Raw genomic sequence first — 20,245 nt, forward strand, 5'->3', positions numbered from 1 at the left:
GGAGGAAATATGGAAAAACAGATACGGAATATACCTATGGTTGCCTTAAGGGGAATGACAATCATGCCGGAGATGGTGGTACATTTTGATGTGAGCCGTGCCTATTCCATCCAGGCAATCCAGCAGGTTATGCAAGGCGAAGAACAACAGGTATTTCTTGTTGCGCAAAGAGAGCTGAATATAGAAGATCCAGACTTAAAGGATGTATTTGAGATTGGGACGATCGCGACAATCAAGCAGGTCATTAAATTGTCGAAGAATATGCTTAGAGTGTTAGTGACTGGGGAAGAGCGGGCAAGACTTATTTCTTTGGAGAAGGAAGAAGGGTATTTGAATGCTCAGGTGGAAGTCATTGAAGAGCCGCAGGCTGAGGAGGAAGTCGTAGATAATCCAAGAGCGAAGAATATTCAGGAATTATTTTTAGAATATGCGATGAAAAATGGGAAAATTCCGAAAGATGTCATTACACAGGTTGCGGATGAAAAGACATTTTTAGGATTAGTGAATCAGATTGCTGCGAATGTCCCGCTTGATTATTTGAATTTGCAGGATATTTTGGAAGAGACAGATTTGAACAGACGCTACGAAGTGTTGGCATTTAAGATTGCCAATGAGATGGAAGTGATGCATCTCAAAGAAGAGATTCAGGGAAAAGTCAAAGAACGTATTGACAGACATCAGAAAGAATTTATATTGAGAGAGCAGTTGAAAGTGATTCGGGAAGAGCTTGGAGAGGACAATATGCTTTCGGATGCGGAGGAGTTTGAGACTGCTACAAAAAAATTAAAGGCCTCCAAGGAAATTAAGGAGAAGCTGATGAAAGAAATTCATCGTTTTAAAAGTGCGATGAACAGTTCGGCAGAAAATGGGGTTATCCGCACTTACATTGAGACGATGTTGGAGATGCCGTGGGACAAGATGGGAAAAGATAATACCGATATTGCATATGCAAAACAGGTATTGGAGGACGAACACTATGGACTGGAAGCCGTGAAAGAAAGGATTTTGGAATTTCTCGCTGTCCGTTCTCTGACAAAGAAAGGAGAAAGTCCGATTCTTTGTCTTGTTGGTCCGCCGGGAACAGGAAAGACCTCAATTGCACGTTCGCTTTCCGAAGCATTAAAAAAACCGTATACACGGATTTCACTTGGCGGTGTGAGGGATGAAGCAGAGATTAGAGGACACCGGAAAACATATGTGGGAGCAATGCCGGGAAGAATTGCAAATGCACTTAAGATGTCTGGTGTAAAAAATCCGTTGATTTTACTTGACGAGATCGACAAAGTGAGCAATGATTATAAGGGAGATACTTTTTCTGCGCTGTTGGAAGTGCTGGACAGTGAGCAGAATGTAAAATTTAGAGATCATTATCTGGAAGTACCGATTGATCTGTCTGAGGTATTGTTTGTGACGACAGCAAATTCTCTTCAGACAATTCCAAGACCATTATTAGACCGTATGGAAGTCATTGAGATCAGCAGTTACACGGAAAATGAGAAGATGCATATTGCAACGCAGCATCTGCTTCCAAAGCAGCTCCAAAAACATGGATTGACACCGGAGCAGTTAAAAATCAGCAAAGGTGCTATTTGGAAAATTGCGAGAAACTATACAAAAGAAGCAGGAGTCAGACAGCTGGAGCGTAAAATTGGAGATATCTGCAGAAAATCAGCACGAGAGATTTTGGAGACAGGAAAAAGTAGTATTCGTGTAACAGAACGAAATTTGGAGAAATATCTGGGAAAAGAGAAATATTCTTATCAGATGATAAATGAGACAGACGAGATAGGGATTGTAAGAGGTCTTGCATGGACAAGTGTCGGTGGAGATACGCTTCAGACAGAGGTCAATATTATGCCGGGAGAGGGCGAGATTCTATTGACCGGACAACTTGGAGATGTGATGAAAGAGTCTGCACGGACAGGGATCAGCTATATCCGTTCTGTGGGAGAAAAATATAAGATTCCGGAAGATTTCTTTAAAAAGCACGATATCCATATTCATATTCCTGAAGGTGCTGTTCCAAAAGACGGTCCGTCTGCAGGTATCACAATGGCGACGGCTATGATTTCCGCAATCACAAACACGAAGGTCAGAGCGGATGTGGCGATGACCGGAGAGATTACACTGCGTGGAAGAGTGCTTCCAATCGGAGGATTAAAAGAAAAGCTTTTGGCAGCAAAAAGTGCAGGAGTAAAGACTGTATTGGTACCAGAAAAAAATATGCGCGATGTGGAAGAGATTTCATCCGAGATTACAAGAGGACTGGAAATTATTCCGGTAAGCTATATGGATGAAGTTTTGAAAACTGCATTAATATATGAGGAAAACGAAAATGAAAATTAAGAGTATTGATTTGGAAATTGTATGTGGAATTACGAGTAAGCTTCCGGAGACAGACAAAGTAGAGATTGCATTTGCCGGAAAATCAAATGTAGGGAAATCTTCATTGATCAATGCGTTGATGAATCGAAAGTCTTTTGCGCGTACATCAGCGACGCCGGGAAAAACTCAGACTATCAATTTCTATAATATTAATGATATAATGTATTTAGTAGATTTGCCTGGATATGGATATGCAAAAGTTTCTGAGAAAGAAAAAATACAGTGGGGAAAACTGATTGAACGCTATTTGCACAGCTCGAAACAGTTGAAAGCAGTATTTTTGCTGATCGATATCCGACATGATCCATCTGCAAATGATAAGATGATGTATGAGTGGATTGTGTCGCAGGGGTACAATCCGATCATCATTGCGACAAAACTGGACAAACTAAAAAGAAGTCAAGTCGCAAAACATGTAAAGATGATCAAGCAGGGACTTGACCTTGTTCCAGGAACACAGATCATACCATTCTCGTCTGTGTCAAAACAGGGAAGAGAAGAAATTTGGGAATTGGTGGAAAAGAATTTTCTGAATGAAACCGAGGTGGGATAAATGGAAGATACGCGTCCATATTGGAAAGTAATCGTAAGTCTGGCTTTCAGCCTGATAGGAACCATTTTATTTATCGTCATAGGAATAAAATTGTTGTGGTTTTTTATGCCATTTGTCATCGGGTGGTTTATTGCATTTATTGCGAACCCGCTTGTGTGTTGGCTGGAAAAGCGGTTAAAGATTGTAAAAAAGCTAGGGTCGGCAATTATTATCATTGCAGTTTTGGCAGGAGTAGTCAGTGCACTGTACTTTGGAATCAGTAAGCTTGCAGATGAGGTGGGAAGTCTCATTACAAATTTCCCACAGATGTACAGTGAATTGGAAAAAGGAATGAAAGATATCGGGGAGAGTTTTCAAGGTGTTTTTCGCCTGTTGCCAGAAGGAATACAGACTGGGTGGAATGCAGTGGTTGCGAATTTAGACAATACGATGGGAAACTTGATAGGAAAGATCAGTGAGCCGACGGTGGAAGCGGCGGGAAATCTGGCAAAGAGCATTCCGTCAATTTTAGTATCAACCATTGTGACTATCGTGGCAGCATACTTTTTTATTGCAGAGCGTGACGAGGTGATTGTGTGGTTCAAAAAGATCACTCCAAAGCCGATTCAGCAGAGGATGACTTTGGTTATCGACAATTTAAAATATGCAGTGGGAGGCTATTTTAAAGCACAGTTTAAGATTATGATCGTAGTGGGCGTGATTCTGTTTATTGGATTTGAGATTATGCAAGTCAATTATTCAGCACTTTTGGCGATTTTGATTGCATTTCTTGATTTCCTTCCAGTGTTTGGAACAGGAACGGCAATTTGGCCTTGGGCAGTGTACAAAGTGTTAAGCGGTGATTATAAGATGACAATCATGTTGCTTGTACTGTATGGAGTAACTCAGCTTGTAAGGCAGCTGATCCAGCCGAAGCTTGTAGGAGATGGACTTGGGATGCAGCCTTTGGTAGCGCTTGTGTTACTTTTTGTAGGATATAAAGTGGGAAGTCTGCTTGGCATGATTTTTGCAGTCCCGGTTGGGATGATTGCGATTAATATGTATAAAGCAGGGGCATTTGATTATATATTAGATGATGTGAAGATATTGATTAAAGGAGTTATGAGTTTAAGAGAGTAAAAAAATATTGTAGATAAGAAAAAAGGCTGACTTAGAGAATCATTGATTCCAAGTGCAGCCTTTTTCTCTCTTATTTTAAGAAGAAACGAAGCAAAGTTTCATTGGTTTTCTTATAGGGTTGATAGCGCATCGGAAGATCGAGCCAAGTCCTCTTATCTACAATGCTTTTATAGTGGGAGAACGTGTCAAAACCGTTCTTTCCGTGATAAGCGCCCATGCCACTTTCTCCGAATCCGCCGAATCCCATTTCACTTGTGGCAAGGTGAATGACAACATCATTGATGCATCCGCCGCCAAAACTGCACCGCGCAGTGACTTTTTTGGCAATCTTTTGGTCAGATGTAAATAGATAAAGTGCAAGCGGATGCGGCATGGAATTAATCTTTGCGATTGCATGGTCAAGAGAATCGTAAGCCACAATTGGGAGAACTGGTCCGAAAATCTCTTCTTGCATGACAGCATCTTTGAATGTGACACGGTCAAGTAATGTCGGCTCAATCTGTAACGTATCAGAATCGAATTTTCCGCCCCACACTGTTTTTTCTGTGTCTATGAGGGTCAAAATACGTGAAAAATGCTTTGCGTTGATGATTTTCCCGTAATCTGCATTGGCAAGCGGTGTGCTTCCAAATTGTCTGACAATCTGTTTCTTTAATTCTTGAATGAGCGAGTCTTTGATCTCCTTGTCGCAATAAATGTAATCCGGTGCGACGCATGTCTGACCGCAATTTAAAAATTTCCCAAATATGATACGTTTGGCTGCCAGTTTCAGATTGGCAGTCTTTTCTACAATACAGGGACTTTTCCCGCCGAGTTCCAATGTGACCGGTGTCAGATGAGTGGCTGCCTGCCGCATCACTTCCTTTCCGACAGACTGGCTTCCTGTAAAGAAGATGTAGTCAAAACGTTCATTTAGAAGACACGTATTTTCTGTGCGACCGCCGGTCACGACCGAGACATACTCCGGTGCAAAACATTCATGTATCATCTTCTGTATAAGTGCGCTTGTGTAAGAAGAGTAGGCACTTGGCTTAATAACGGCTGTGTTCCCTGCGGCAATTGCGTCAATCAGAGGATCAATCGTCAAGAGGAATGGGTAATTCCAGGGACTCATGATCAGACATACACCATAAGGTGAAGGTTTTCGATAGCTTCTCGAATGAAACTGGGCGAGTGGCGTATGGACGCGTTTTTCTTTTGCAAAAGAGCGTGTGTGTTTCAGCATGTAGCTGATCTCACTCAGTACAAGTCCGGTTTCACACATGTAGGTTTCAAAGGCGCTTTTCCCAAGATCTTTTTTGAGAGCTTTGTTGATATCTGCCTCATGGCGAGTGATGCAGTCTCGCAGACGGCGAAGTGAATCTAATCTATAAGAGACATCGAGTGTTGCTCCTGTATGAAAAAATGCACGTTGTCGGTCAAGAATTTGTTTGATTTCATTTTGTGTCATTTAAGGTTCCTCCTGCTTGTTTTATGATACCTCTAAATATAGAAGAAGGCAAGGAAGGAATGTCAGAAAAAATATTGAATTGTACAAAAAAAGTATTAAAATGTACAAATGAATAAAAAAAGCTTTTAAAATTATAGTCGATTTGTTATAATGAAGCGCACTAAAAAAACACATAGAGGAGAAAAAGTATGAAATTATGGAAAAAACTTTGTATCACATTTTTAGTGGCGCTGATGGCATTCTTCATTGTAAATGTTGGAAATGTAGATGCGAAAGAAACAGTAACTACGAAAAAAAGTGTGTTATCAATTGATGCAGGAAGAAAGTATTTCTCAGAAGATCAATTGAAACAAATCATTGACAAAGCGTACAAAAACGGATATACATCTGTGCAGATTCTGTTAGGAAATGATGGTTTACGTTTTGTGCTCGATGATATGAGCATGCAGGTGAATGGAAAAAGTTATGCAAGTGAAGATGTAAAAAAAGCAATCACAGCAGGAAACAATTCTTATTATGCAGATCCAAATGGCGATGTATTGACAGAAGATGAGATGGATCGCATTGTGGCTTATGCAAAAGAAAGAGGTTTGGACATTATTCCGGGAATTAACAGCCCTGGACATATGGACTCCATTTTAGTTGCGATGGAACAGTTAGGATTAGAGAATGTACGTTACACGAAAGATGGAAGAGAATCAGAACGTACAGTAAACATTGAAAATCCAGAAGCAATTGAATTTACACAAGTTTTGGTAAAGAAATATATCGATTACTTTAGTGCATCAGGAGTTTGTGAAATCTTCAATTTTGGGGCAGATGAATATGCAAATGATGTATTTGGAGTTCCGGGATGGGGCGAATTACAAAAGTTAAATATCTATGATAAATTTATCGATTACACGAATGATATGGCTGCGCTGATCAAAGAGGCAAATATGCTTCCAATGTGCTTCAACGATGGTATTTACTACAACAGCGATGACAAATTTGGAACATTTGACAAAGATATCATTATCTCTTACTGGACAGCAGGATGGTGGGGATTTGATGTAGCAAAACCAAGCTATTTCGCAGAAAAAGGACACAAGATTCTAAATACAAATGATGCATGGTACTGGGTGTTAGGAAACATCACTTCTGAGGATGGAATTTATGCTTATGAAAATACACTGAAAAATATCGAGGCAAAACCATATAATGAATTAGCAGGTGGCAGCACAGTGGACACGATTGGAAGTATGCAGGCTATTTGGTGTGATAATCCGTCAAAAGAGCATGATATGGATCGTGTATTAACATTAATGGATGCTTTTTCTGAGAAACACAGAGATATTTTAGTGAGACCTGCAGATTACTCAAAAGTAGATGCAGCGCTTGCAAAAGTACCGGCTGATTTGTCTATCTACACAGAAGAGACAGTGAAGGCAGTCAATGATGCAACAGCAGCAGTTGTAAGAAACTTGAAAGAGACAGAACAGGCAACTGTAGATGGTTATGCAGCGGCAATCGAAAACGCAGTTGCTAAATTAGAGCTTAGAAAAGCAGACTATACAAAAGTAGACGAAGCAATTCAGAAAGCTGAAAAATTGAATGCAAAAGATTATAAGAATTTTGACGCTGTGACAAAAGCAGTGAACGCGGTTGTACGTGATTTAGATATCACAAAGCAGGCTCAGGTAGATGCTTACGCAAAGGCGATTGAAGATGCGATTGCACAGTTAGAAAAGAAAACAGTTACAGAAAACATTTCGAAACCAACTGCACCACAGACAGGAGATGTAGCATCACCATTTACTTGGATGACATTGTGCGTGATCGCAGGCGGTTGTGTTGTGACAATGAAAAAAAGAAGAGCATAGAGAAAAAAGTCTATCTGCTCATAGTTGAAATGTTCGAATAGCCTTGTTTGACGAGGCTATTCGGACATTTTTTTCTGTGTTGAAGAATCATAAATAAAGAAATTTATTATTTTTTGCTGTCCTTTGATATGAAATGTGTGTTCCTTTTCCAAACGGCGTATCATTCCCTGGTGCTCATAAAATCCATAGTTACAGGTTGTATCTGTAAATAAATAAAATTCTTTTAACCCGGTTTTCTCCATATGCTCAAGAGATGATTGAAAAAGCATTTTTCCGATTCCTTTTCCACGGAACGAAGAACTTACGGCAAATAATGCAAGCTCTGCTGGATAGGATTTGTTGCTTTCACTCAATAATTGCTTATCTATCTCATTTACTTTTTCAAAAATTTTTGATACGTTCCGGCCCTCTTTGGAACGATACAATGACAATATAGACTTTACTTGTAATAATCTATTTGAAAATGAACATTTGTGGTTTTGGATATCGTTTATCAAAATAATGCCTGCAACTTTCCCGTCAAGTACGGCTACTCTTGAAAACGTATAATTTGTCAGACAACTGCTTAAAAATGCTCTTGCTAATTTAACCGCTGTTTTCTGACTGCTAAATTCATCATAATGCCAAGTTTCTCTGATAATAGTTTCTACGGTCTTAAAGTCTTGTTTTTGATATTCTCTTAATTCTATTTGCATTGATATTCTCCTTGTTTTTATGTTTTATATTTTGTATGATAAAGTATACAGTTACTGTAATGTCAATGGGGAGATAAAATAAAATGAAGAAAGAAATGAAAAGGTTAACAACAGCACAATTTGCAAAATTGCATGAAGTAAATAAACGAACACTTCATTACTATGATGATATAGGTCTTTTTTGTCCTCTTACAAAAGAAGAAAACGGGTATCGATATTATGATATTTCACAGAGCATAGATTTTGAGTATATCCGTATGCTAAAGGAACTGAATATGAGTATTAAAGAAATTGAAATGTATCGAAAACAGCCTACACCTGACAACTTTTTAAAAATTGCAGACACAAAGGAGCAAGAACTCGACAAGGAAATTCGAAAGCTGAAGAATATTAAAAGGATATTACAAGCAAAGAAAGAGCAGATTGTTTTTTGTGAAAGTTTACAAGAACAAGAAATTAGAGTTGAAGAATGTAAATCAGAAAGGATTTTAACGTTTCCTTATGACTTTTCCGAGGATGATATATATCAGATTTTTAGCCCGTTAAAATCCACATGGGGAATTGAACAAATTCGTATGGGAATAGGTAGCTTTATATCACTTGATAATGTATATAACATGAATTTTACCAAATATGACGGAATTTATACGATTGCATTAAACAATAAATCTGTTTCAAATAGTTTTATAAAGCCCAAGGGAAGGTATTTATGTGGTTATCAAAAAGGTACATGGGATAAATTGCCGGAAATGTATCAAAAAATACTTGATTATTCTAAGAAACACGACTTAAAACTCACAGGATATGCTTATGAAGTCGGACTTAATGATTTTGTGATTTCTAATCCAGACGATTATATTACAAAGATTATGATTAAGATTGAGGAAAACTTGATTTTTCGTGTATAATTGCTTATAAAGAAAATAATAAATTTGCAATTGTTACTTGCCGGTAACTTAAATGTTAATATGCGTTGCTTGCAGCAACGGGGAATTCCTCATACAATATTTTTAGAAAATAAAAAAGGAGGACATTTATAATGTTAAATGAAAACATCAAAGCAATCAGAAAATCAAAAGGGCTTTCACAACAAGAACTTGCTATTAAATTGAATGTGGTACGGCAAACAGTATCGAAATGGGAAACCGGGGTATCACTTAGATAAAGATACCACACCAATCCCACGCTGACTTTTGCTCAACCGATACAGCCGGAGGGCTGGATAACAAGAAAAGGCGGTATGCGCCCCGTGGAGGGGTAGCGTACCGCCTTTTTTGTGGGGGTTTCCAAAGGGGGCAACGCCCCCATTTGGCACACGACTTTGCGAAGCAAAGTGTAGTGTGTTATACGCTCTGTCGGCGTTGCCGTGAAAATGCCGTTGCCGCCGGGGAGGGCAAGGGCATTTGAAGCGGCAGGAAAACAGGGCTGTGCTTGTGTGGCGTGGAGCCGCAAGCGCAGGTCTGTTTTCGACAGCAGACAGGGCGTATATGAACGCCCCCGTTCTTCGTCCTACGCTCTGACTTGTGGATAAAGTGTCCCGAAGTTGTGGCCACACTCCCGGAAAAATAGCAGGACAGCGGGCAACCGTCAAGACTGAAATGAACGGGTTTGCACCCGGTCTTGACCGCCGCCCGCCGCCCCGCTGAATGGGTGGACAAGGCGGCCAATCCCTCAAAGTGCTTGGCCGCTCTCTTTCTGATTTTGGAGCGTTCCTTTTCTAAAAATTGAAATGGGCGGGAAGCCATTTTAGGGCTTTCCCGCCTTGATTACCCTTTAGCAAAGACGGGCGTGACTGTCAACGGCGGCGCATGAAATGCGCCGTTCATCTTGACCGTTGACTGGCTCGGCTGGCTTTGCTACTTGCTTGTATCAAGTATTAGCTTTTTGTTAAAGCAAGACTTTTGGCTAAATCAAAAGGAGTACAGAATGCTTTTTGGGCATTCACTCTATTTCCAGCACCCCATTTTGCTAATCCAAAGTTTACATTTGCATGTTTAGCGCACTGCATGTCGTAGATACTATCGCCAATGTACAGTAACTCATTTGCTTGACATTTTGTCCATTCCATATATTTCAAAAGCGGGTCTGATTCTGGTTTGTGTTGTAGCGTATCATCAGCACAGACTACGGTTTCAAAGTAAGATGATATATCAAATTTCTGAAAATCGCTTCTAAATTCTTCATGGGTTTTAGAGGTAACAATGCCTATGCCTAATTTTAATTCCGAAATAGTCTCAAGCAATTCTTTTATCCCGTGAAATACAGTAATCGTGTCCCTGTATTTTTCCATGTTTTTGTCCCACATGGATAGTGCTGACGCTATATCACTCACTCCTAAACGCCGCAAAGCATTTTCGCCGGTAATTCCTAAAGCAAATGTTAATTCTTTATCGGAGATTATCTTTCCGTTTATTGCTCTTATAGTATCTTGCAAAGAATGAATGACGGCATATTCTGTATCAATCAGAGTTCCGTCTACATCAAAAACAATCTGCTTATAACCCATAGGACTGTTCCTCCTTTTCCCTCGGTCTAATCAAAAAGAGTTGACCAGTTTTTGGTTCGATATGCTTCAAAACACATTTTTACTTGCTCTTCATTATTCTTTTCCGTGGCCAGTTCCGGCAGTTCATTTTCTGAAAAATATGCAAAGCCCGTAGTTTCTATATTTTCTTTGAAGGCACCTCCGATAATGGTGCAAAGTACAAATATTTTACATACGCCATAAGCATATACTGGCAAGTTATGTTTAGAGCGGTCTTGAATTGCAATCACTTTATCAGCAGTTACATCTAAGCCCGCTTCTTCTTTGACCTCCTTAATAGTATTTTCTTTGACAGACACATTTACATCAACCCAACCTCCGGGAAGTGACCATTTTCCGCTATTCTCTTTAACAAGAAGAATTTTTCCATTTTGAAAAATAGCGGCTCTGGTATCAAGTTTTGGCGTCTGGTATCCTGTTTCATTACAGAAAAGGTCTTTCGCTTTTTGAACGGGTATATCTGTCTTATATGCCATTATCTCAGCAGAAATTTCCCGTATCCTTTCATAGCGTTCTCTATCAAAAATGTCTTTTCCATAGGTCAATCCTGCTTGTGCAAGACTCTGTAATTCTATTGCCCATTCCAGCCATTGTTCTTTCATGGTTATCCTCCCTTGCTACTGCGATTTTCTCTGATAAAATATCAGTCATTTTTTTGGTTCATCACTTTCTTTAACAACTTTTGGAACAAGTCGGCAGTTTCTTCATCCATCGGTGCAAGCTGTCCGATCTGTCCGGCTATCATCGCCGTTACATCGTCAATGGAAAGCGGCTTTTGTTTCTGCTCCGCCAGTGCGTCCCGCATGGCTTGGAACATAGCGGCGGTCACAGCTTCCCCTGGCTGTTCCCCGTTGTCAATATCTTTCTTAATATCCCGCAGGATAGCCAGGAACACATTTTTGATTTTTTCAATCTCTGCTTCATGTTCCCCCATCTTTTGGGCGTTCAAAAGCTGTAAATCCTGCTTTGCTTCCGCCCGGTGTTCCGGGTGTTCTTTCATCAGGTCGGACAGGGAAGCCGTTGCTATCTCGATAAGCTGGTTTCTTGCTGTTATCCCCTTTGCCGCCGTGTCCTGAAAATAAATCCGTATCAAATCTATCAGCTTGGGAAAATTCCTGTGTTCCAACAGGCGGTTGAGGATTTGCACATCAACAGCACCCGTCACAAGCCCCCTCACGGCTCCCTCGGACAAGCCTAATTCAGAAATATCGTAGCTTTTACGGACGCTCACGGTAGACAAGCCCAGTATGTAGTCTGTCGATACCTTAAATTCCTTTGCCACACCTATGAGAATATCACTGCTTACCGTTCTTGTTTCGCCGCTGACAATGCGGCTCAACTGGGAAGCGGAAACGCCTATCTTCTCCGCAAGTTCCTTTTGTGTGATGTGGTTCCCATTGCATAAATCGGAAATCCGCTGTCCGGTGTTCCGGGTAAAGCCATAAACACGCACCTCTTCCGCATACTTCCATTATACAGAATGATTGCAAAAATGCAATTTCCAAAGTGTAAACTTCATCAAAATGCAATTCTCGCAAAATTCCGGGGATTGCATTTTTTTCGTGTAGACTTAGGGTAGTTCATCGATGGACAGCACCTTGAAAACAGAATGACCGTCCGAAAAGGGATACCCCGGCTGGGGAAGCACCGCAAGGAGCCGGACTTCGGGACAAAATGTCCCGAAGCTACGGGGAGCGTGCCAACGCTGGAACACGCCGCAGGAATGGGGCAGGAAACCTTTTCGGGGAGAACGGCAACGGAAAGCAAAATGGAGGGAACGCATGAGAGATAACCCCTATAAAGACTTGCCGCCGCTGGAACGCAGGCCGGACGGTTCCCTTTACCGCATGACACCGGCGCAGAGGAAACAGGCGGCCAGCCTGATACGCCGGGAGTGCTGTTGCTGTGAGGACGGCAACTGCATTGTCCTTGACGATGGGGACACCTGCACCTGCCCGCAGACGGTTTCTTTCTCGGTCTGCTGTAAGTGGTTCCGCTGGGCGGTCTTGCCGCTGGACGGGACGCTGGAAGCGGAGATTTTTCGGGATAAGGACTTGAAACGCTGCGAGGTCTGCGGCGGTGTGTTCGTCCCCAAATCCAACCGGGCAAAATACTGCCCCGGCTGTGCCGCCAGAGTTCACAGGCGGCAGAAAACAGAAAGTGAACGGAAAACGGGCTTCTAACCGTCCACAAAACGCACTATGACAAATACCATCTATATCCATCAGCTGGAAAAGGCGTTCAGCTTCACCCGGCTCCCGAATTTTCTCTTTGAAGCCCCCACATTCAAGCCCCTGTCTAACGAGGCAAAGGTTCTGTACGCCTTTATCCTGCGCCGGACAGAGTTATCCCGCAAGAATGGGTGGGCGGATGACTGCGGACGGATTTTCCTGTATTACCCTATCTGTGAGGTGGTTGACCTGCTCCACTGTGGGCGGCAGAAAGCGGTGAACACCCTGCGGGAACTGCAATACGCCGGACTGGTGGAAATCCAGAAGCAGGGCTGTGGAAAACCCAACCGCATTTTTCCAAAATCCTATGAAGCGGTTCCAAACACCGACTTCAAGAAATCCCGTTCTGGTACGCCGGAGGACTGAAAACCGTACCCATGAAGTACGGAAACCGCCCCCTTGAAGTACGAAAACCGGACGGTATATAGAAATACAAAGATTAAAATGATTTATTTATATCCATTCCATTCCTATCGTATCAGAGATAATTCTGGCGGGATTTTCCCTGTGGAAACCCCCGGATAGGAAAGGAATGGGGAAAGGAGCAGAATGGCACAACACGCAATTTTACGGTTTGAGAAACACAAGGGCAACCCGGCAAGGCCGCTGGAAGCCCATCACGAAAGACAGAAAGAACAATACGCCAGCAACCCCGACATTGACACAAGCCGGAGCAAATACAATTTCCATATCGTCAAGCCGGAGGGACGCTATTACCACTTCATTCAGAGCCGTATCGAGCAGGCAGGATGCCGGACGAGGAAAGACAGCACACGGTTTGTCGATACGCTGATAACCGCCAGTCCGGAGTTTTTCAAGGGGAAATCTCCAAAGGAGATACAGGCGTTCTTTCAGCGGGCGGCGGAGTTCCTCACCCACCGGGTAGGACGGGAAAATATCGTGTCGGCGGTGGTACACATGGACGAGAAAACGCCCCACCTGCATTTGACCTTTGTTCCGCTGACAAAGGACAACCGCCTGTGTGCAAAGGAGATTATCGGCAACCGGGCAAACCTGACGAAGTGGCAGGACGATTTTCACGCCTATATGGTGGAGAAATATCCTGACTTGGAGCGTGGGGAGAGTGCCAGCAAGACAGGCCGGAAGCATATTCCCACCCGACTTTTCAAACAGGCGGTTTCCCTCTCCAAACAGGCCAGAGCCATTGAAGCCGCCCTTGACGGCATTAACCCACTGAACGCCGGAAAGAAAAAAGAGGAAGCCCTCTCCATGCTGAAAAAGTGGTTCCCGCAGATGGAGAACTTCTCCGGGCAGTTGAAAAAGTACAAGGTCACAATCAATGACCTGTTGGCGGAGAATGAGCAGTTGGAAGCAAGGGCAAAGGCCAGCGAAAAAGGCAAGATGAAAGATACGATGGAACGGGCAAAGCTGAAAAGCGAACTGGACAATTTACAGCGGCTGGTTGACCGTATCCCGCCGGATATACTGGCGGAACTGAAACGGCAGCAACGGCACACGGTAAAGGAAAGGTGATAGATATAAGCAGAAATTTTCGCCGCCCCTGTGCGGCATTGTACCTTGAAAACTGAATATGGAGGACACTGGATGGCAAAAAGCGAAAGCGATATTTTTACACCCCGGACAGGGCAGGTCATACAAGCAGAGAACGGCACGCAGTATTTTGTATGTGGGAACAACCGTATAAAAATCTCCGAACACTTCGCCGCAGGCGGGAAGCCCCTCGGTGATCTGATTGTAGATGTGGTGCGGCATACCGCAGAAAAAGCCGCTTCAACCTGATAGCCCATCATTGATAACGCGCCCACGCTTATGATATAATTGCCATAGAGCAAAAGTATTGTAAGCGTGGGTTGTTTCTTTAGAAGGAGGATTTTTAACGGTGAAACAACCTTACAATACTACGATTTACAACACGGCGCTTTATATGAGATTGAGCCGGGACGATGAAAACTATGGTGACAGCGTAAGCATTGAAACACAGCGGACAATCCTGCAACAGTACGCAAAGGAACAGGGGCTTCATGTAGTCGGTGAGTATGTGGACGATGGCTGGTCGGGGACGAACTTTGAACGCCCGGATTTTCAGCGCATGATGGACGATGTGGAAGCCGGAAAAGTAAACTGCATTGTCACGAAAGACCTTTCCCGTTTCGGGCGGGAACATGTGATGATGGACTACTATCTGGAATTTCTGTTCCCGGAAAAACGGGTGCGCTATATCGCCGTTGCGGAGAATGAGGACACAGAAAAAGGGCTTTCCGATTTTGTCCCGTTCAAAAACCTGTTCAATGAATGGTTTGCGAAAGATACGAGCCGCAAGGTAAAGGCCGCTTTCAAAGCAAAGTTTGCCACAGGACAGCGTATCGGCGCCTATGCTCCCATCGGGTACAGGAAACACCCGGAAATCAAAAACAAGCTGATAATCGACGAGGAAACCCGCTGGATAGTGGAGAAGATTTTTGACCTTGCCTTTCATGGCAGAGGGGCGGCCAGTATCACAAGCATACTGATTGCGGAAAAGGTTCCCACTCCGGGATTTATCAACTTTCAGCGTGACGGGACTTTCGCAAACATCTATGCGGGTGCGCCGGAGGAAAAAAGCTACGCATGGACGATAGCCCAGGTCAAGAGCATTATGAAAGATGAAACCTATATCGGCCATACCATCCACTACCGGGAAACGAACATTTCCTTTAAGAACAAACGGGGGGTACGCAAGCCCCAAAGTGAATGGGTGCGGGTGGAGAACACGCAGGAGCCGATTATCAGCGAACAGGTTTTCCGGCAGGTACAGGAGCAGATAGCAAACCGCCGTAGGAAGTGCAAGGATGGTACAACGCAGATTTTTTCCGGATTGGTAAAATGTGCGGATTGCGGGTGGTCGTTGTCCTATGGGGAAAACAGGCAGAACAGCAAGCCTTACGGCCATTATCATTGTAGCAAGTACGGACAGGGCACACGCCAATGCTCCATGCACTATATCCGCTATGATGTGCTTTACGCCTATGTCCTCTCCCGTCTGCAATACTGGTCGGGGCTGGTACAGCATGATGAAGAACGGCTTTTGAAGCGGCTGTTAAATGCCACTGATAAGGGACAGGCCGCCGCAAGAAAGAAGCAGACCGCAGAACTGAAAAAGGCAGAGAAGCGGAAAGCCGAAGTCGATACCCTGTTTGCCCGGATGTATGAGGACTGGGCGGCGGGGCGTATCACGGAATACAACTTCTCTATGCTGTCCGGGAAGTACCAAAGCGAACAGGCTGAACTGGACGAAAAGATTGAACAGCTTCAATCCGCTATCGCCACTGAAAGCCAGAACGCCGCAGACGCAGAAAAATGGATTGCCTTGATGAAAGAGTGCGTCAATCCAACGGAACTGACCGCCGAACTTTTGAATACGCTGATTGAAAAAATCGTTGTCCATGAAGCGGTCAAAGGTGAGGACGGAAGCCGGGAACAGGAGGTAGAAATCTTCTACCGCTTTATCGGCAAAATTGATTGAATGATACCAATATCTTTAACTATGTGATACCGGAATGTCGGTTCCTGATTCCGATATGCTCATTTCCATATCAGAGGTTCTAGAAACCCCTGTTAGTATTTTGCTTGGAGAAACTATTGTTGAAACTAAGATCAGTGATTTAGAAGTAATTTCAGAAAAATTGGAGATTATAAATTTACAACTCGCACAAAAGAAGATTGCAAGACGAAAAATTATTCAAGGATTACTTATTATATTGTGTGCAGTTATCGTAATAATTTCAGCGGTCTTAATTGAATTAAACAGCCCCTATCTAAATTGGAATTATAATGACCCGGAAACAGCTGTTTTGGGAGTTGGTTTTCATGCATTTGAATGGTTGTTTTTCAGGTTAGCGCCGATAGTCTTTGGTGGAGCAGTTGCTGGAATTTTCCTGACACGGAAGAAGGCGTAAAACTCCGTTTAAAGGAGAAGTCAAGAAGTATAACAAAACGCATGTATTAAGACATACTTTTTATAAAAATATGGAGATAAAGGAGAACGGGGCAATGAAATTAAAGAATATTTTGATTGTTGTAAAAGATATTGAAAAATCAAAACGCTTTTATCATGATTTGTTTGGGCTTGATATGGTACTTGACAATAACGGAAATATGATTCTGACGGAAGGTCTTGTGTTACAGGATGAAAAAATATGGAAAAAATTTCTTGGAAAAGATATTATCCCGAAAAACAATTCTTGTGAGTTGTATTTTGAGGAACAAAATATGGAAGCGTTTATTGAAAAACTGGAAACATTATATCCTTCGATTCAATATGTTAATCGTCTCATGGTGCACAGTTGGGGACAGAAAGTAATTCGTTTTTATGATTTGGATGGCAATTTGATTGAGGTTGGAACGCCGATGTAGCGCGTTCTGTACCGTCAGTCTGGGGAATATGCTACAATTAGACTCACACAGAAGGCTTAAATATATAAAGGAAGAGAGGGAATCGTATTATGTTTTCATATGAGGAGATACAAAAATACAACGAAACAGATATTTGTATTTATAAGTATATTGTTTCCAATATTGATAAGGTTCAATATATGACTATTCGGGAACTGGCAAAAGCAATACATATCTCTACTTCAACGATATTACGTTTTTGTAATAAAAATAATTTTGAGGGATACTCTGATTTTAAAGAAGCCTTGAAAAAGGAAATTGTCTTACAAAATACATATCCTCCAATGGAAGAATTGCAGGAACTTTCTGATTTTTTTGCCAGAGCAAATTCGAGTGCGTTTGAAAAGAAATTGTTGTTTGCAGTCGATGCTATTCGAAATGCAGATTTGACAATTTTTGTGGGTATGGGATCATCCGGCACACTCGCAAAATATGGAGCAAGATATTTTGCAAATATGGGACATTTTGCAGTAGGATTAGAAGATACGCTTTATCCGATTACAACATTTCAATGGAAAAATACAGTTGTAATTGCTCTTTCTGAAAGTGGCGAAATAGATCGGTTGATTGAAGCTATTCACCAGTTCAAGCAAAAGCAATGCACGATATTAAGTATTACGAATTCGTCTGCATCAACGTTGGCAAAAATGTCTGATTGGAATTTTTCGTATCATTTGAGCACCAAACGTATCAATGGGAGATATAACGGAACTACACAGATTCCGGTTATTTTCATCGTTGAAGCTTTGGCAAAGAGAATATAAGAAACAGGCTGTTACTTGCTTTGTAACAGCTTTTTTTCTATTCTGAAGTCAGGAGGTGATACGATTGACTGAATTAGAAAAATGTATGGCAGGGGAGTGCTATAATTGTCATGACAAAATTTTTCTGGATTTTAAAAGTCGTGCAACAAAATTATTGAAAAAATATAATGCACTTGAATATGAACAGAAAGAAGAAAAAGAAAATATTTTAAAGGAGCTATTTGGAGAAATCGGTACAAAGGTATCAGTTGCATTACCGTTTCTCTGCGATTATGGGCGGAATATTCATGTGGGAAATAATGTATCTGTCAATATGAACTGTACTTTTGTAGACTGCAATAAAATTACCATTGGTGATAATGTGCTGATTGCATCAAATGTGCAGCTTTATACAGCAACACATCCTGTCGAGTTGGCAGAAAGATATGTTGCAAACTTAGAAACAGAACAATTAATCCGGTGTACCTATGCATTACCTATAAAAATTGGGAATGGTTGCTGGCTAGGTGGTGGCGTTATTGTTCTTCCGGGGGTAACGATAGGCGATGGCTCTGTTATAGGTGCTGGAAGTGTTGTTACAAAGGATATACCGGAAAATTCGCTGGCAGTAGGTAATCCGTGCAGGGTAATTCGTAAGATTAACGGAGAAAGTATATAATGTTTAAGATCGTTGCTTTTGATATGGATGGAACAATAGCAGACACAATTCCAATGTGTATACAAGCGTTTCAAAACAGTATATCGCCGTATGTAGACCATGAACTTGGCGAAAAGGAAATTATGAAAACATTCGGTCTTAATGAAATAGGTATGGTCAAATCTGTTGTTACCCAAGATTGGGAATCTGCAATAAAGGACTTTTACGACCAATACGAGCAGCTGCATGATAAAGTTACAGAAATGTTTCCGGATATGTTAAGACTATTAATGTTTTTGAAAAAGCAAAAAATTGTAGTAGCGTTGATTACAGGGAAGGGTGAAAAATGTTGTGCAATTACGTTGAGAAAATTAGGAATATCAAACATATTTGATGAAATACTATGCGGTTCAGAAAGAGCTGCGAATAAAAAGGAAAATATGGAATATCTTCTGTGCAAATATTCTATATCTAAAGATGAATTTTGTTACATAGGTGACACTGTTGAAGATATAAAGGTTTGCAGAGAACTAGGAGTGATGTGTATTTCTGCGGCATGGAAGAGACATGCAAGTACAATTAGCTTAGAAAAAGAGAATCCTGATTACGTTTTTCGTTATGTTCAGGAGTTATATGAGTATTTTCAATTAGAAAAAGTTCCTCAATTGAAATCGCCCCCAATTTGTGGTAAGATTGAGAGGATTTAAAAGGTATTTTTTGGAGGTTGAAAAGATGGAAAGTTATAAGAAAGAATTTATAGATTTTATGGTAGAGAGCAAAGTGTTGAAGTTCGGAGAGTTTACTTTAAAGAGTGGAAGAAAGTCTCCGTTTTTTATGAATGCGGGTGGATATGTAACAGGTTCTCAGCTGAAAAGACTCGGAGAGTACTATGCAAAAGCAATCCATGATAAATATGGAGATGATTTTGACGTGCTGTTCGGACCTGCTTACAAAGGAATTCCGCTTAGTGTTGTGACTGCAATTGCATACAGTGAGTTATACGGAAAAGAAATTCGCTATTGCTCAGACAGAAAAGAAGAGAAAGATCACGGCGCTGATAAAGGAAGTTTTCTTGGCAGCAGTTTAAAAGACGGTGACAGAGTTGTGATGATCGAGGATGTGACAACATCTGGAAAATCTATGGAAGAGACTGTGCCGAAAGTAAAAGGTGCCGCTGATGTGAAAATTGTTGGATTGATGGTGTCTTTAGACCGCATGGAAGTAGGAAAAGGCGGCGTAAAATGTGCATTGGAGGAAGTAAAAGATCTGTATGGATTTGAGACAAATGCGATTGTGACAATGGCAGAAGTAGTTAAATATCTGTATAACAAAGAAATCAATGGAGAAGTTATTATTGACGATACATTAAAAGCGGCAATTGACGCATATTATGAACAGTACGGAGCGAAATAAGGAGGCGAGATTGCATGGTAGAAAAAGCATATCGATCAATGAAAACAGTAGGTGCCGGAAATATCGCACTAGGGATTATCATGGCTGTTGTAGGTGTGACAGCAGGAATTTTAACGATTATCGGAGGCGCCCGTCTACTGCGGAATAAGCAGGAATTGACATTTTAACCGGAAAGGGA

At 41.7% G+C, this 20,245-nt stretch carries 22 protein-coding genes and 1 pseudogene; 18 read left to right on the forward strand and 5 right to left on the reverse strand.

Annotation, left to right across the window (positions count from 1 at the left end; translation table 11 throughout):
- Window positions 1–9: 9 nt before the first annotated feature.
- From lon to ytvI, 3 genes are read left to right on the forward strand one after another with little or no spacing between them, the layout of a single operon-like run.
- Entirely contained in the window at window positions 10–2,346 is a 2,337-nt protein-coding gene (gene lon / locus AC6I5B_RS03700) for an endopeptidase La (RefSeq protein WP_071143417.1), read from the forward strand.
- Window positions 2,336–2,938: a ribosome biogenesis GTP-binding protein YihA/YsxC gene (yihA, locus tag AC6I5B_RS03705; RefSeq protein ID WP_022249963.1), complete on the forward strand. Its 603-nt coding sequence runs from the start codon at window positions 2,336–2,338 to the stop codon at window positions 2,936–2,938. Before lon ends, yihA begins: the two co-directional genes overlap by 11 nt.
- A complete protein-coding gene (gene ytvI / locus AC6I5B_RS03710; RefSeq protein WP_004613647.1) occupies window positions 2,939–4,057 on the forward strand; it encodes a sporulation integral membrane protein YtvI in 1,119 nt (372 codons plus the stop codon).
- Between the two features lie 70 nt (window positions 4,058–4,127).
- Here ytvI and AC6I5B_RS03715 read toward each other — a convergent pair whose 3' ends face one another.
- Window positions 4,128–5,507 (reverse strand): aldehyde dehydrogenase, encoded by a 1,380-nt coding sequence (locus AC6I5B_RS03715; RefSeq protein WP_497773627.1) that lies wholly within the window; start codon window positions 5,505–5,507, stop codon window positions 4,128–4,130.
- A 188-nt stretch (window positions 5,508–5,695) separates the two neighbouring features.
- Here AC6I5B_RS03715 and AC6I5B_RS03720 point away from each other — a divergent pair, with 188 nt between their 5' ends.
- Window positions 5,696–7,369 (forward strand): beta-N-acetylhexosaminidase, encoded by a 1,674-nt coding sequence (locus AC6I5B_RS03720; RefSeq protein WP_497773628.1) that lies wholly within the window; start codon window positions 5,696–5,698, stop codon window positions 7,367–7,369.
- Between the two features lie 56 nt (window positions 7,370–7,425).
- On the opposite strand, the gene AC6I5B_RS03725 is transcribed toward AC6I5B_RS03720, so the two are convergent.
- Entirely contained in the window at window positions 7,426–8,064 is a 639-nt protein-coding gene (locus tag AC6I5B_RS03725; RefSeq protein WP_004613651.1) for a GNAT family N-acetyltransferase, read from the reverse strand.
- 83 nt (window positions 8,065–8,147) lie between these two features.
- Here AC6I5B_RS03725 and AC6I5B_RS03730 point away from each other — a divergent pair, with 83 nt between their 5' ends.
- Both AC6I5B_RS03730 and AC6I5B_RS03735 read left to right on the forward strand, forming a co-directional pair.
- Window positions 8,148–8,972, forward strand: coding sequence for a MerR family transcriptional regulator (locus AC6I5B_RS03730; RefSeq protein WP_004613652.1), 825 nt, complete (start codon window positions 8,148–8,150; stop codon window positions 8,970–8,972).
- Window positions 8,973–9,103: 131 nt separating this feature from the next.
- Window positions 9,104–9,223: pseudogene (locus AC6I5B_RS03735) on the forward strand (helix-turn-helix transcriptional regulator); the annotation flags it as partial.
- A gap of 717 nt (window positions 9,224–9,940) precedes the next feature.
- On the opposite strand, the gene AC6I5B_RS03740 reads toward AC6I5B_RS03735, so the two are convergent.
- From AC6I5B_RS03740 to AC6I5B_RS03750, 3 genes are read right to left on the reverse strand one after another with little or no spacing between them, the layout of a single operon-like run.
- Window positions 9,941–10,570: an HAD family hydrolase gene (locus tag AC6I5B_RS03740; protein WP_087153307.1), complete on the reverse strand. Its 630-nt coding sequence runs from the start codon at window positions 10,568–10,570 to the stop codon at window positions 9,941–9,943.
- A 26-nt stretch (window positions 10,571–10,596) separates the two neighbouring features.
- Window positions 10,597–11,211, reverse strand: a complete 615-nt coding sequence (locus AC6I5B_RS03745; RefSeq protein WP_004613655.1) for an NUDIX hydrolase N-terminal domain-containing protein — start codon at window positions 11,209–11,211, stop codon at window positions 10,597–10,599.
- 41 nt (window positions 11,212–11,252) lie between these two features.
- Complete coding sequence (locus tag AC6I5B_RS03750) at window positions 11,253–12,062, reverse strand: helix-turn-helix domain-containing protein (protein ID WP_497773629.1); 810 nt, start codon at window positions 12,060–12,062, stop codon at window positions 11,253–11,255.
- 328 nt (window positions 12,063–12,390) lie between these two features.
- Between AC6I5B_RS03750 and AC6I5B_RS03755 the strand changes: the two genes are divergently transcribed.
- The 12 genes from AC6I5B_RS03755 (at window position 12,391) to AC6I5B_RS03810 (ending at window position 20,234) form a co-directional block, all read left to right on the forward strand.
- Window positions 12,391–12,792 (forward strand): cysteine-rich VLP domain-containing protein, encoded by a 402-nt coding sequence (locus AC6I5B_RS03755; RefSeq protein WP_117787821.1) that lies wholly within the window; start codon window positions 12,391–12,393, stop codon window positions 12,790–12,792.
- A gap of 18 nt (window positions 12,793–12,810) precedes the next feature.
- Window positions 12,811–13,206: a replication initiator protein A gene (locus AC6I5B_RS03760; protein ID WP_087153309.1), complete on the forward strand. Its 396-nt coding sequence runs from the start codon at window positions 12,811–12,813 to the stop codon at window positions 13,204–13,206.
- 183 nt (window positions 13,207–13,389) lie between these two features.
- The gene (gene mobV / locus AC6I5B_RS03765) at window positions 13,390–14,334 is read left to right on the forward strand and encodes a MobV family relaxase (RefSeq protein WP_004613659.1); all 945 of its coding nucleotides are present in this window, start codon (window positions 13,390–13,392) and stop codon (window positions 14,332–14,334) included.
- 72 nt (window positions 14,335–14,406) lie between these two features.
- Window positions 14,407–14,601: a hypothetical protein gene (locus AC6I5B_RS03770; RefSeq protein ID WP_002334813.1), complete on the forward strand. Its 195-nt coding sequence runs from the start codon at window positions 14,407–14,409 to the stop codon at window positions 14,599–14,601.
- A 145-nt stretch (window positions 14,602–14,746) separates the two neighbouring features.
- Window positions 14,747–16,324, forward strand: coding sequence for a DUF4368 domain-containing protein (locus AC6I5B_RS03775; RefSeq protein ID WP_497773763.1), 1,578 nt, complete (start codon window positions 14,747–14,749; stop codon window positions 16,322–16,324).
- A 34-nt stretch (window positions 16,325–16,358) separates the two neighbouring features.
- Window positions 16,359–16,757, forward strand: coding sequence for an XRE family transcriptional regulator (locus AC6I5B_RS03780; RefSeq protein WP_118208426.1), 399 nt, complete (start codon window positions 16,359–16,361; stop codon window positions 16,755–16,757).
- A 94-nt stretch (window positions 16,758–16,851) separates the two neighbouring features.
- On the forward strand, window positions 16,852–17,214 hold the full coding sequence (locus AC6I5B_RS03785; protein WP_022249969.1) for a VOC family protein: 363 nt from the start codon (window positions 16,852–16,854) through the stop codon (window positions 17,212–17,214).
- An 89-nt stretch (window positions 17,215–17,303) separates the two neighbouring features.
- The gene (locus AC6I5B_RS03790) at window positions 17,304–18,017 is read left to right on the forward strand and encodes a MurR/RpiR family transcriptional regulator (RefSeq protein ID WP_497773630.1); all 714 of its coding nucleotides are present in this window, start codon (window positions 17,304–17,306) and stop codon (window positions 18,015–18,017) included.
- 64 nt (window positions 18,018–18,081) lie between these two features.
- Window positions 18,082–18,675 (forward strand): sugar O-acetyltransferase, encoded by a 594-nt coding sequence (locus AC6I5B_RS03795; RefSeq protein WP_117787815.1) that lies wholly within the window; start codon window positions 18,082–18,084, stop codon window positions 18,673–18,675.
- Window positions 18,675–19,361, forward strand: coding sequence for an HAD family hydrolase (locus AC6I5B_RS03800; protein WP_004613676.1), 687 nt, complete (start codon window positions 18,675–18,677; stop codon window positions 19,359–19,361). Before AC6I5B_RS03795 ends, AC6I5B_RS03800 begins: the two co-directional genes overlap by 1 nt.
- Before the next feature lie 25 nt (window positions 19,362–19,386).
- The gene (gene pyrE, locus AC6I5B_RS03805) at window positions 19,387–20,067 is read left to right on the forward strand and encodes an orotate phosphoribosyltransferase (RefSeq protein WP_004613684.1); all 681 of its coding nucleotides are present in this window, start codon (window positions 19,387–19,389) and stop codon (window positions 20,065–20,067) included.
- 14 nt (window positions 20,068–20,081) lie between these two features.
- Window positions 20,082–20,234: a hypothetical protein gene (locus AC6I5B_RS03810; protein WP_004613685.1), complete on the forward strand. Its 153-nt coding sequence runs from the start codon at window positions 20,082–20,084 to the stop codon at window positions 20,232–20,234.
- Window positions 20,235–20,245 lie beyond the last annotated feature (11 nt).

The organism is Faecalimonas nexilis (genome assembly GCF_059731825.1).